Genomic DNA, 12782 nt, shown 5'->3' on the forward strand with positions numbered 1-12782 from the left:
TTTTCACATTATATTTTTTTATTTTTTAATAAAGAAGCTCCAGCAATTTCAGGATGAGTCATTTCGAATGGATCTAAAATAATATCCAATTCCTCTTCTGTCAGTACACCATGTTCTAAACATAACTCCCTAACAGATTTTCCTGTTTCAATTGCTTCACGTGCAATACGAGATGCTGCTTCATAACCAATATGAGGATTAACTGCTGTAATAATTCCAACACTTTTCTCAACATATTGCTTCAGCAATTCTTCATTTGCTGTAATTCCTTCAATACAATATTCACGGAATACACGGAATCCATTATTCATAATGCTTATAGATTGAATTAAATTAAATACAAGCACAGGCTCCATTACGTTTAACTCTAATTGTCCTGCTTCTGATGCTAAGCAAATTGTATGATCGTTTCCGATTACTTGGAATGCGACTTGGTTAATTACTTCTGCCATAACTGGATTTACTTTTCCTGGCATAATGGATGAACCTGGCTGACGTGCTGGCAATTGAATTTCAGCTAACCCAACACGTGGACCAGACGCCATAATACGAAGATCGTTTGCAATTTTAGACATGTTCATCATACATACTTTAAGCGCTGCAGATACTTCTGTGTATGCATCTGTATTTTGCGTTGCATCAACTAAATGCTCTGCACCAACAAGTGGGAATCCACTAAACGTTCTTAAATGTTTTACCACTTGTTCAATATACGTAGGATTTGCATTTAATCCTGTACCAACAGCTGTCGCCCCCATATTCACTTCATATAAATGTTGACGAGACTGTTTAATTCTTTTTATATCACGCTCAAGCACTCGGCTATACGCTTCAAATTCTTGTCCAAGGCGAATTGGAACTGCATCTTGTAAATGTGTGCGTCCCATTTTAATAACGTGATCAAACTCTTTTGCTTTTTTACGAAAAGCAGAATGAAGTTCTTCCATTGTAATAAGAAGCTCTTCTAACATCATAAGAGTTGCAATATGAATCCCTGTTGGAAACGCATCGTTCGTTGATTGGGCCATGTTCACATGAGTGTTTGGGCTAATTTTCGCATATTCCCCTTTTTCATATCCCATACGCTCTAACGCTCTATTCGCAATTACTTCATTTGTATTCATATTAATAGAAGTTCCGGCTCCGCCTTGAATAGGATCCACGATAAATTGATCATGAAACTTTCCATCAACAATTTCTTGCGCTGCTTCTGCAATTTCATGTCCAATGTCTTTAGCTAAGTAACCAGTATCTATATTCGCAAGTGCCGCTGCTTTTTTCACAATTGCCATTGCTGTAATGAGTGATGGATGAATGCGGTATCCTGTAATTGGGAAGTTTTCTACGGCACGTAATGTTTGTACACCATAATAAGCTGCACTTGGTACTTCTTTTTTACCTAAAAAATCTTTTTCTATACGTATATCCTTCGTTGCTATCATTTTTATCACCTATACTTTTTCATTCTAAATCCTTATCCAAAAAATCCGCCCTCTAAAAACACGAGTATCATTCAGAAGAATTTTTCAGTATCCACCTTCACTATATAGCACCTTTTTTGAAAGCGCAAACATTTATTTTTCTGTATATCCTTTTTATTAAAGTTTATAGAAAATCATTCTTCTACTTTCCTTATTTCCACTCGTTTAATTTGATGCATATCCTTTTCAAGGACTTTAAAATAAAAACCGTGTTTCTCAATAACATCTCCTTCAGCAACGATTTGTTTTTGTACCATAATCCAGCCACCAATTGTATCTACATCATCAGCAATTAAATGTATGCCAAGCAAATCATTTACTTCACTAATAAGCACTTTTCCCTCTACGATTTTATATCCTTCACTTACATGCTCTATAGGTGGATTCTCATCTTCATCGTATTCATCTCGAATTTCTCCAACAATTTCTTCTAAAATATCTTCTAGTGTAACAATCCCTGCTGTACCACCATATTCATCATATAATACAGCTAATGGAATGTGTTTTCTTTGCATTTGTAACAGTAAATCATGAATTGGAATATTTTCTAGCACTTCAATAACTGGCCTTGTATATGGCATAATTGAGCACTCCTCGTCCCGATTACCATCCATATAACGAATAAATAAATCTTTTACATTTACCATCCCAATAATTTCATCTTTATCTTCACCAAATACAGGATATCTCGTGTACTTTTCTTGTGCGATGACTTTAATATGTGTTTCAAATGGTTCGTCCTCATATAAGCCTACAACTTCCGTACGAGGTACCATAATTTCTTTTGCTACTCTATTATCAAATTCAAAAATATTATTTACATATTTAAATTCCCTTTGGTTAATCTCTCCGCTCTCATAGCTCTCAGATAAGATTAACCTTAATTCTTCTTCTGAATGAGCTACTTCATGTTCAGAAGCTGGATGTAATCCGAATAAACCAGTTACAACCCTCGCTGAACCATTTAAAGCCCAAATAAACGGGTACATAACTCGGTAAAAATAAATAAGTGGTTTCGATAACAATAAGCTAACTTGTTCTGCTTTTTGTATAGCAAATGTCTTTGGAGCAAGTTCCCCAATGACAACATGTAAAAATGTAATTACTGCAAAGGCAATAATAAATGAAACTGTACTGGAAATTGCAGGTGAGAATTGTAATTTTAAAAACAACGGCTCGAGTAAATGTTTAATAGTTGGTTCCCCTAACCACCCGAGCCCTAAAGCAGTAATTGTAATACCTAGCTGACAGGCCGATAAATACTCGTCTAAATTTGAAGTTACCTTTTTAGCTGCCAGTGCACCTCGTCTTTTTTCACTAACGAGTTGATCAATACGACTGCTACGTACCTTAATAATTGCAAATTCAACAGCCACAAAAAATGCTGTTAACCCAATAAGAATGACTACCATCAATAATTTTAAAATATCCACATATGCTCTTTAGCTCTCTTAGCTAAAGTTACACCTCCTTTTAAAAAGAAGTTTCACTTTAGTTTCTTCAATTATTGGAAAGCAACTCTATATAAAATCCACCAATTTTCAAACCTCATACAATTCTAAAGGTAAACCATCAGGGTCTTGGAAAAAGACGAATTTCTTCCCCGTTATTTCATCAATACGGATTGGTTCTGTCTTAACACCACATTGGTTTAAATGCTTCACAGCTTCTTCTATATTTGTAACAGCAAATGCTAAATGTCTAAGACCGGCTGCTTCTGGAAAACTTTTGCGCTCAGGCGGATTTGGAAATGAAAATAATTCGATTTGATACTCTTCTCCTACACATAAATCTAATTTATAAGAATCTCGTTCCTTTCTATATACTTCATTTATCTCTTTAAACCCTAATATTCTAGTATAAAAATTCTTTGACCTCTCATAATTCGAACAAATAATTGCAACGTGATGCACTCTACATATATTCATACTCTCTCTATTCCTTTCTTTACCAAAGATGCATATTCTCCCTTGAAATGAAAAACATATATAGCAGAATATCTCTTTTAGGGGGCTTATCATGAAATTCATTACTTTTTTCGTCGGACTAATTGTTGTTTTCTTACTCGCTTATATTGCTAGCAACAATAAGAAACATATTAAGTTTAAACCAATTTTCATCATGCTTATTATACAGTTAATTTTAACCTACCTATTATTAAATACAGAAATCGGTCTCATACTTATTCGTGTCATTTCCAGTCTGTTTACAAAGCTACTCGAGTATGCTGCTGATGGAATAAATTTCGTATTTGGTGGTATTGCAAATAAAGGTGAAATGCCATTTTTCCTTACTGTATTATTACCAATCGTCTTTATTTCTGTTTTAATTGGTATATTACAACATTTCAAAATACTACCATTTTTTATTCATTGGATCGGGTACTTTCTTAGTAAAATAAATGGTCTTGGGAAATTAGAATCTTACAATGCTATTGCCTCTGCCATTGTCGGTCAATCAGAAGTTTTTATTACAGTGAAAAAGCAATTAGCTCAAATTCCAAAACACCGTCTTTATACACTTTGTGCCTCTGCTATGTCAACCGTATCTATGTCTATCGTAGGTGCCTATATGACAATGATTGAACCTAAATATGTAGTAACTGCACTCGTTCTCAATTTATTTAGCGGTTTTATTATCGTACTCATCATTAACCCTTACGACGTTAAAGATGACGAAGATATTTTAGAAATCAAAGGTGAAAAACAAAGCTTTTTTGAAATGCTTGGAGAATACATTCTTGATGGTTTTCGTGTAGCCATTGTTGTCGGCGCTATGCTCATCGGATTTGTCGCATTAATTAGTTGTATTAATGACCTGTTCCTCATTATATTCGGTATTACGTTCCAACAATTAATCGGCTATGTATTTGCACCTATCGCATTCCTTATCGGTGTACCAAGTTCTGAAATTGTCGCAGCTGGCAGCATTATGGCAACGAAGCTTGTAACGAATGAATTTGTCGCAATGATGGACCTTAGTAAAATTTCTAATAGCCTTTCTCCCCGTACAGTTGGGATTATTTCTGTTTTCCTTGTGTCTTTTGCCAATTTTTCTTCCATTGGTATTATTTCAGGTGCGGTAAAAGGACTAAACGAAGAACAAGGAAACGTTGTTGCGAGGTTTGGCCTTAAATTACTATATGGAGCTACTCTCGTTAGCATTTTATCCGCAATTATCGTAAGCATTATGTTGTAATTAGGTAAAATTTTATCATTTTCTTATCCCTATCTTTTGTATACAATAACGAATAGATGTCTTATAAAGTGAAACTTTACTCAGAGGGGCTATCCCCCTCTGAGTATTAGCCTTCACCAATCGGGCTTTTACGGGCAGTTAACTCCCACCTAACTTCCTTGCGTTCGCTGGACTTTGAGGTGGGAGTTTTACTGCCCGTTAATGCGGGATAAATAATCAAGACATCTATTTTTTATACATGTACAATCGCTTTTATTTAGCGTAAAATATTTTTTATGTGTTTGAATACACTTCTAAATGTATATACTTCGATAGTTTTAAAGGAGAAAAAATGATGAAATCCGACCCGAACAACAATACGCGAGCCAGAAAAGGACGCTCAAAGAAAAAACGCCTACTTTGGTGCCTTCTTATTCCATTACTAATTGTAGCACTTGGAGCAGGAGGCTACTCCTTCCATATATACAGTAAAGCAAAGTCCGTCTTAAATAATGCTTATGCTGAACTAGGTCGAGGAGATAAGTCCAGTAAACGTGAAAAAGCTGTTAAACCTATGACCGACAACATTTCTGTACTAATTATGGGTGTTGATGAAAGTGATATTAGGGAAAAAGGTTATGGAAAAGCAACTCGAACAGATGCGTTATTACTTGCAACAATTAATAAAAACGATAAATCCGTTAAACTTGTAAGCATTCCACGTGACTCACGCGTCTACATTAAATCACGTGATAAATACGATAAAATCACACATGCGCACGTATTCGGTGGTGTAGACAGCACAATTGATACGGTAGAGAACTTTTTAGATGTTCCAGTTGACTACTATGTAAAATTCAACTTTAAATCATTTATTAAAATTGTTGATTCCCTTGGTGGTATTACTGTAGACGTTCCAGTTGAGTTCACAGAGCAAAATAGTAAAGATGAAGCAGATGCAATTCATCTAAAAAAAGGACGTCAACATTTAAATGGAGAAGAGGCACTGGCACTGGCTAGAACTCGTCATATCGATAGTGATTATATGCGTGGTCAACGCCAACAGCTTGTATTAGAGGCCATTGCTGAAAAGGCACTATCTCTTAATTCCATTAATAAAATCGGAGGCCTACTAGACGCTGTCGATAAAGACTTAAAAACCAATTTAACTTTTGATGATATGATGACAATTACAAAAAATTCAATGGATTCAAATTTAAAGATGGAAAAAATGCAAGTAGAAGGTACAGATAAATATATAGGCGGTATTTATTATTACGTTCCAAATGAAAAAAGCGTCAATAATATTTCGACAAAACTACAAGAACATCTCGGTGTTACGAATAAAAATGAGCATAAAAAATTATAATAAAAAGGCTGCTAGATTTCTCTAGACAGCCTTTTTATTATATTTTTCAACATATTTTTCATACACATTGTGACAAGAAGTGACAATTATTACAGCAGTGTAACATTTTTTACGAAAACATTACACACACAGTGAAAATAATAGTATACTAGTACGTACATAATGTTATTTTCATCATTTTTATACAAAAAATGTAATACATATATTTATACATAAATTTCTGGGGGGAAATAAATGAAGCTAAGTAAAATACTGATCGGTTCTGCAATTGCTGGGGGCATATTACTTTGTGTAGGCGGTGTTGGGGGATATCAATATGTCTCCAAATTAAATAATCAATTAGATACTAGTGCATTACCGAATACTACATTTGAAGGTATTTCTCTCGATGGAAAAAATAAGAAAGATATTCAAGCAATTATTAATCAAAAGGTAACTGAATTAGATCAAAAATCCCTTACCTACATATTCCAAAACGATAAACAAACTTACACATGGAAAGATTTAGGGATAAATTATAAAGAGAAAGATATTATTGACAAAATCTTTAAAGAACAAGAAGGAAACGTAATGAATCGTTACAAAATGCGTAAGCAAGCTGAAAACGGTGAATTAAAACGTGACTATAAATTAACACCACAATTAAATGCAACAGCTTATGAAACCTTTATAAAAGATAAATATAATGAAACATTAAAAAATCCTATTAATGCAGAATTCAGTATTGAAGGCTCAACAGTAAATGTTAGTCAAAGCCAAAACGGAGAAAAAATTGATAAAGGGAAACTAAACGGTTTAACAAACGAAGCTATTACTACCGGTAAATCAGATGTCACATTGCCAGTCACATTCATAAAACCAGAACGCTCTACAGAAGACATACAGAAAATGGGGATTAAAGAAGTCATCGCTGAATATTCTACTCCAATGGCCGGCCGTAACGGAAATCAATCATTTAACGTAAATAAGTCAGCCAATACTTTAAGTGGGGTTATTGTCGCACCTGATGAAACGTTTAGTTTTAACGGCCGCGTTGGCGTAACTGATGCTGCACATGGTTACAAATCTGCAGCAGTATATTCACAAGGTAAAGTAATACAAAGTGCAGGCGGAGGAGTTTGCCAAGTCAGTAGTACATTATACAGCGCAGCTTTAAGGGCAGATTTAGGCATTGTTTCTCGAAGCAATCATTCTATGCCGGTAAATTATTTACCACTTGGGCAAGATGCAGCAGTAGCAGATTATGGTCCAGATTTAAAATTTAAAAATAATACGGGCAATCATATTTATATTCAAGCATTTTCAAATGGAGGTAGTATTACTACACGCATTTTCGGTACAAATACTGGTAAAAATGTTGAAGTTTCTTCTCAAGTAATTAGTAGGACTAGTGATAAAATCACAGCGGTTACGTATAAAAAAGTAACACAAAACGGGGAAGTAATATCAAATGGACAAATTTCAAAAAGCGTATATAAAAGCGCTCCAAAAGAATAGCTAATATCCACCGAATAGCATAAAGAAAAAGGCGTGATTATATCACGCCTTTTTCTTTTGCAGTAATAGTAAAAAAGTTTCAAGATGGTCTTTCGTTTCTTCTAAAGACCACATACGATTGCCTTGCTTCGCAGCTAATACACACGCCTCTTCCCACGCGTTCTTTTTCTTCATATTTATTAATTCATCACGTAATTTCAAAACAATTTCTTCGTCTTCTTGTTCAATAAACTCTTCCATCACGCTTACTATTTCATCCTCATGAATACTTAACGTACAGTACGATTTAAGAAAGTATTGTAATGTCGTATACATAATGTACTCCCCCTTCTTATTTATCAGATGGATAAGAAGTAATAATCTTAAACCCTAATTCTCCTGACTTATCTCTTGCTAAAACAGTAACAGTTTTTACCAACTTGTCTTTTACACTCATATTTTTCTTTATTACCGTTTTTCCAACCGGGAATGAATGTGTTGTATTTAATACGAGACGAGCCTCTTTAGAATTTTTTAACCAGTCTTGAATTTCCTTATCATGCTGCTTCAAACTATCTTTTACAGCTTTCGTTGCTGTTTCCTTGTCATAGTATGTACTTGCTGCTGATACTTTATCTGTCTTCAAGCGATTCTTCAAATCTTCTTCTGATTTGCCTACATGTCTTTCAATCGTATGACCATTTTTAGGTGGCCCTTCCATTTCATCTAAAATATTATCACTAATTTTTTCTACTGATGTCGATTGATTCCCTGTTTGTTTCTCTGTTTTTTGTTCTTTTCCTGCACATCCACTTAAGATCAGCATTAGTGCCAATAAACCACTCAAGAAAAGACTACTTATTCGTTTCATCATATCACCTCTTTCATGATTATTATCGCAACTTCACTAAAAGTCAATTTCACAACGAAAAAATCTATCAGTTTTCATTTTTTTCATCTATTTTTCCATATTTACCCGCGCAATTTCATCAACCCTCTATTTTTCGACTTTTTATAATATATACCCCCTATATTTTATGATTATTTCCCAGATGAAAACACTGATAACATAACTATAAAACTCTTTTATACAAAGGTTTTTATAGTTTTTTTTAAATTCTTTTAAAATACCCCCATTTTTATATACCTAATACCCATATAAGGTATAAAGACCCCTTCTTATCAACGTTTTTCTACATTATGTAAATTTACCCTTGCCTATACAAACGAAATATGGTGTAATGCAAAAAAAAGATAAAGGATTTTAAACAATGGCTGAAACGATTCAAAATTTCTTAACAGAATACTATTCAATCGCAATTCCACTTAGTATCTTAATTAACATCATCATTAGTCTTTTAGGTGTTATTCCTAGCATCTTTTTAACCGCCATTAATATACAGCTCTTCGGTGTAACAAATGGCACAATCATTTCGATCGCAGGTGAGGCCTTAGGGGCTATTATCTCGTTTTATATTTATCGCATAGGCCTTCAAAAGTTCACTCACGATAAAGTAAATAAGTACCCAAAGGTAGAGCGTCTTCTTTATGTAGAAGGTATAGAGGCCTTTCTACTCGTTCTATCGTTTCGATTGATACCTTTCATCCCATCAAGTATCGTGACTTTATTTGCAGCTCTAGGGAAAATGTCATTACTCTCCTTCAGTATTGCCAGTACAATAGGTAAAATACCGGCCTTATGGATTGAAGTATATTCGGCATATCATGTTATGAACGGAACAAATGAAGCGAAGTGGATTGTAACAATCGCAGGCGCTATTGGATTGTTTTATTTGTGGAAAAAATGGAGAAAAAAATAAAGAAGGAGCCTATGCTCCTTCTTTATTTTTGAAGTATTTTATTAATATCTGTCCCTTAAATCCTTAATTTACACCAACAGCACTAAATGATTGCTTCACTGCATTTACTTCTGCAGAGCTAGCACCATATAAATCCGCAGCAGCTTGTACTGCACCAGCACGAGCTTGACTAAATGTAGTAGATTGCGTGAAATACTGTGTATTTGCACGGTAGTAAATCGCACCTAATTTATCTTTACCAATACCAGTTACAGTTACACCAGAATGCGTACCACCATTTGCTAATAAATAAGCTTGTTTGTTAATAATACCACTGTTTGTATGAACGCCACCGTTATCACTTGAACCTGTGTAACGCTTAGAATAGTGGTCTGGGTCACCATATTTCGCTGGATCACTCATAGAGCGAAGCGCGTCTCCTGCTTTACCAGGCGTGTAAATATCTTCACCAATCTCCCAATCTGGGTTACGGTTATCATAGAATTCTACTAAAGTACCAAAGATATCAGAAATCGCTTCATTTAACGCCCCTGATTCATTTTGATAAATTAAGTCCGAGCTATTTTCCGTAACAGCATGCGTTAATTCGTGACCAATTACGTCAATTCCACCAGATAATGAAGTGAATGTTACACCATCACCATCCCCGTATACCATTTGTGAACCGTTCCAGAATGCATTATTATACTTACTTCCGTAATGAACTGTTGATTTTAATGGTGCTCCTGCATCATTAATAGAGTTTCTGTTAAATGTAGCTTTATAATAATCATATGTTCTACCTGCATAGTAATGAGCATCTACTGCCGCTGCATCATACGCTGCATTGAAAACATTATCTGCATCTGCCCATAATGTTCCTGGTAATGTTGAGCGGTTTTTCGCATCGTATGTGAAAATCGTTGCTCCGCGCGTATTATCTTGTAAGTAGTAAGATGAACCAGATAATGTTGTATTAAGTGATTTCGTATCTCCTAATACACCTTTACCAGTTCCTACTTTATTTGTTCCTGTTACAGGTTTTACTACTGCTTTCGCATCCTGTTTAGGAGCCTCTTGCTTAACTGGTGACTTATCTTCATTTGCTACATGATCCAATTTATTATATTTATTTAATACTTTACCGCTGTCTGCTTCAATGAAATAGTAGTAGTTTCCTGGACTAGGATCTAAGAAGTTTAGATTTACAACGTATGCATATGTTGTTTCTTCACCATTTTGATATACATATAAGTCCGCTTTTGGTTCTACCTCATATTTCGGTGTTACCCCTAAGTCTTGCTGCGCGATTTCAATCGCTTTTGCGCCTTCAATCTTATTTTTATTTTTCAACTTTTCCTTCTTGTCTAAATCAGGTGCAACTGTTCCAGACAATACTTTTAAAGAACCGTCTTTACTTACGTGAGCTACTTGAGTAGAACCCCATACAGGTACTCCTTCGTAAACTTGTTGCATACGTACTACTGTTGAATCAGTTACAGCATCTTTCTTCACTTGTTTCACTTTGAAAGAATCTTGCGCACTCTTTTCCCCTAGCTTGTAATCACCTTTTGCTGCGTTTAAGTAATCAAACACAACAGATTCTGCTTTCTTACCAGTCGCTCCAGTTAAATCACCAGAAATAAACTCAGGTGACTGTACTGTCTCATTGTACTTCTTCGTAGAGAGTACATTTTTAGAATCCGCAAATGCAGAGCCTGTCCCTCCAAACGTTGTAACTGCCATTCCTGTCGCTAACACTAACGCTAAACTTTTCTTTTTCATGAACCTTCCCCCTAATAAAAATTTTTTTGAAAAAGAGTAGTTTCATATTAGCATTATGTTTCCACTATTAATATACTAAAAATTCAAATAATTATTTTCTCAAGTTTTGTAGAATTTTGAGGAACAAATATTGAAAAACCCCTTTCCGGTTGGAAAGGGGGATTATTATGAATTAACTTGTTCAACAGTTTTAGCTTGTTGACCAACAATATCAGGTTTACTGCTATACTGATGTATTCCTCCAGCAACTGTAAGAGTCACTATAAATGCTAATACTCCAAATACCATCTTTTTCATTTTTATTCCTCCTTATTATCATTCATCAAATCAATAACTAACCTATAATATCGATTACTTTCTTCAAATCTGGATAAATTTGAAAAATGTTCTGCTAGTTCAACGTATACTTTCTTTAATTCTATTTTATTTCCTGCAGATTTATACAACGGGATAGCCTCATTTTCCAAAAATAATTTATAATCTTTTGCTTCTTCAAAATATTTATATCTAAGCATTAAAAGCAAGTATAATTTTGCATTAAATCTCTCTTCTTGTTTTGCTGCATCAATTCCCTTATCAATTAATGCCCTTGCCTCATCCAACTCTTCTAATTTAATGCATACTAATGCCATTTCATATATTGTATCTAAATAGTTTAAATCTATTTGTTTTTGAAGTTGTAGACTATCTAAATAATATTTTTTCGCTTGCTGATATTTTCCTTTTTTATAATAGATACTTCCCATATTACTTAAAGTAATAGCTAATAGTACATCCTTATCAGCAAAAGATGTGGCCTCTCTCAATATACTTTCATACATTTTTAAAGCTTCTTCATACTGACCTTTTTCTGTATAACTTACCGCAATAAGGATTTGGCAATTAATTATGTTTCTAAACTTATATTCACTACGAAATCCTTCTAATGCCATATTTACAAAATGAATCGCAAGATGATGAATATCTAAATGAGTATATGCAAGCGCTATATTATAATACAAGCCTGTTTCATGATACCCTTGTTCCTTGGCCATTACTTCTGTTTTTAATAAGTAATCTAGCCCATCCTTCCATCTATACTGTAAACAGCACAATAACCCTCTACTATACATATATAATAACTTCTGAAATGGAGAATATTTTTTATATACCTTCTTCAACTTATCTAATTCTTCTTCGAGTGCAGGAAAATCCCTTTTCATAATTAAATAACGTGTATACAGCAGTTTATAATAATTTATAATTTCAAAATCCAACACATGCTTCATTTCACCTTGCAACTCTTCATATATACGTTCTACTTGTTGCTTGTCCAAATGAACTAGTGCATTCAACCATTCATCCAGCTTCCCCTTCACATCTTCTTCTACATCTCTCAAATCCGTCACGGCAATTTCCAGTCTTGTGCAGAGCAATTGTAGAATTTCTTCTGATGCTTCGATCTTTCCATTTTCAATCTTACTTAAGTATGAGACAGAACAAATGCCCTGACATAATTCTTCTTGTGTCATTTTTTGCTGAAGCCGTTTGTAAAAGACTTGTTTGCCTATTTTTTCTAATGTTTGTTGCATTGTCCTCCTCCATTCTCATTACCCCATTACTCTAATAATACATAAAATTTGGAGAAATATAAATTGATAAATATAAATTTTCTAAAAAATATGCATAATTTCATTTTTTTCTCTCTTGACTTCA

The 12782-nt window shown here is 34.2% G+C and carries 12 protein-coding genes; 4 read left to right on the forward strand and 8 right to left on the reverse strand.

Going from position 1 to position 12782, the window contains the following annotated elements; all coding sequences use genetic code 11:
- Nucleotides 1–8: 8 nt before the first annotated feature.
- The 3 genes from aspA to ASE54_RS31200 all read right to left on the reverse strand — a co-directional run bounded on the left by aspA (nt 9) and on the right by ASE54_RS31200 (nt 3409).
- Nucleotides 9–1442, reverse strand: coding sequence for an aspartate ammonia-lyase (aspA, locus tag ASE54_RS31190; protein WP_000562171.1), 1434 nt, complete (start codon nt 1440–1442; stop codon nt 9–11).
- A 173-nt stretch (nt 1443–1615) separates the two neighbouring features.
- Nucleotides 1616–2914, reverse strand: a complete 1299-nt coding sequence (locus tag ASE54_RS31195; protein ID WP_000353320.1) for a hemolysin family protein — start codon at nt 2912–2914, stop codon at nt 1616–1618.
- 108 nt (nt 2915–3022) lie between these two features.
- Nucleotides 3023–3409, reverse strand: coding sequence for a VOC family protein (locus ASE54_RS31200; RefSeq protein ID WP_001017673.1), 387 nt, complete (start codon nt 3407–3409; stop codon nt 3023–3025).
- 91 nt (nt 3410–3500) lie between these two features.
- Here ASE54_RS31200 and ASE54_RS31205 point away from each other — a divergent pair, with 91 nt between their 5' ends.
- The 3 genes from ASE54_RS31205 to ASE54_RS31215 all read left to right on the forward strand — a co-directional run bounded on the left by ASE54_RS31205 (nt 3501) and on the right by ASE54_RS31215 (nt 7524).
- Nucleotides 3501–4679 (forward strand): nucleoside transporter C-terminal domain-containing protein, encoded by a 1179-nt coding sequence (locus tag ASE54_RS31205; protein ID WP_000668872.1) that lies wholly within the window; start codon nt 3501–3503, stop codon nt 4677–4679.
- A 331-nt stretch (nt 4680–5010) separates the two neighbouring features.
- Nucleotides 5011–6027 carry an LCP family protein gene (locus ASE54_RS31210; RefSeq protein ID WP_014895178.1) on the forward strand — a complete coding sequence of 339 codons (1017 nt, stop codon included), beginning with the start codon at nt 5011–5013 and terminating at the stop codon, nt 6025–6027.
- 234 nt (nt 6028–6261) lie between these two features.
- Nucleotides 6262–7524, forward strand: coding sequence for a VanW family protein (locus ASE54_RS31215; protein ID WP_000777343.1), 1263 nt, complete (start codon nt 6262–6264; stop codon nt 7522–7524).
- Nucleotides 7525–7566: 42 nt separating this feature from the next.
- Here the strand turns inward: ASE54_RS31215 and ASE54_RS31220 are convergent, their stop codons facing one another.
- Both ASE54_RS31220 and ASE54_RS31225 read right to left on the reverse strand, forming a co-directional pair.
- Entirely contained in the window at nt 7567–7839 is a 273-nt protein-coding gene (locus ASE54_RS31220; protein WP_000288803.1) for a hypothetical protein, read from the reverse strand.
- Nucleotides 7840–7855: 16 nt separating this feature from the next.
- Nucleotides 7856–8374, reverse strand: a complete 519-nt coding sequence (locus ASE54_RS31225; protein WP_000822706.1) for an RNase A-like domain-containing lipoprotein — start codon at nt 8372–8374, stop codon at nt 7856–7858.
- Nucleotides 8375–8774: 400 nt separating this feature from the next.
- Between ASE54_RS31225 and ASE54_RS31230 the strand changes: the two genes are divergently transcribed.
- The gene (locus ASE54_RS31230; protein WP_000852230.1) at nt 8775–9323 is read left to right on the forward strand and encodes a VTT domain-containing protein; all 549 of its coding nucleotides are present in this window, start codon (nt 8775–8777) and stop codon (nt 9321–9323) included.
- 63 nt (nt 9324–9386) lie between these two features.
- On the opposite strand, the gene ASE54_RS31235 is transcribed toward ASE54_RS31230, so the two are convergent.
- From ASE54_RS31235 to ASE54_RS31240, 3 genes are all read right to left on the reverse strand, one after another.
- Nucleotides 9387–11087 carry a M4 family metallopeptidase gene (locus ASE54_RS31235; RefSeq protein WP_000730377.1) on the reverse strand — a complete coding sequence of 567 codons (1701 nt, stop codon included), beginning with the start codon at nt 11085–11087 and terminating at the stop codon, nt 9387–9389.
- 165 nt (nt 11088–11252) lie between these two features.
- On the reverse strand, nt 11253–11384 hold the full coding sequence (gene nprX / locus ASE54_RS35470; protein ID WP_000738912.1) for a quorum-signaling peptide NprX: 132 nt from the start codon (nt 11382–11384) through the stop codon (nt 11253–11255).
- Nucleotides 11385–11386: 2 nt separating this feature from the next.
- Complete coding sequence (locus ASE54_RS31240) at nt 11387–12658, reverse strand: tetratricopeptide repeat protein (RefSeq protein ID WP_001187958.1); 1272 nt, start codon at nt 12656–12658, stop codon at nt 11387–11389.
- Between the last annotated feature and the right edge of the window lie 124 nt (nt 12659–12782).

This window comes from Bacillus sp. Root131, from assembly GCF_001429475.1.
GTDB classification, from domain to species: Bacteria; Bacillota; Bacilli; order Bacillales; family Bacillaceae_G; genus Bacillus_A; species Bacillus_A thuringiensis_S.

Coding starts and splice junctions, on each gene's coding strand:
- aspA (WP_000562171.1), bottom strand. CDS start 1,442: ATGATAGCAACGAAGGATATACGTATAGAAAAAGATTTTTTAGGTAAA.
- ASE54_RS31200 (WP_001017673.1), bottom strand. CDS start 3,409: ATGAATATATGTAGAGTGCATCACGTTGCAATTATTTGTTCGAATTAT.
- ASE54_RS31205 (WP_000668872.1), top strand. CDS start 3,501: ATGAAATTCATTACTTTTTTCGTCGGACTAATTGTTGTTTTCTTACTC.
- ASE54_RS31210 (WP_014895178.1), top strand. CDS start 5,011: ATGATGAAATCCGACCCGAACAACAATACGCGAGCCAGAAAAGGACGC.
- ASE54_RS31215 (WP_000777343.1), top strand. CDS start 6,262: ATGAAGCTAAGTAAAATACTGATCGGTTCTGCAATTGCTGGGGGCATA.
- ASE54_RS31220 (WP_000288803.1), bottom strand. CDS start 7,839: ATGTATACGACATTACAATACTTTCTTAAATCGTACTGTACGTTAAGT.
- ASE54_RS31225 (WP_000822706.1), bottom strand. CDS start 8,374: ATGAAACGAATAAGTAGTCTTTTCTTGAGTGGTTTATTGGCACTAATG.
- ASE54_RS31230 (WP_000852230.1), top strand. CDS start 8,775: ATGGCTGAAACGATTCAAAATTTCTTAACAGAATACTATTCAATCGCA.
- ASE54_RS31235 (WP_000730377.1), bottom strand. CDS start 11,087: ATGAAAAAGAAAAGTTTAGCGTTAGTGTTAGCGACAGGAATGGCAGTT.
- nprX (WP_000738912.1), bottom strand. CDS start 11,384: ATGAAAAAGATGGTATTTGGAGTATTAGCATTTATAGTGACTCTTACA.
- ASE54_RS31240 (WP_001187958.1), bottom strand. CDS start 12,658: ATGCAACAAACATTAGAAAAAATAGGCAAACAAGTCTTTTACAAACGG.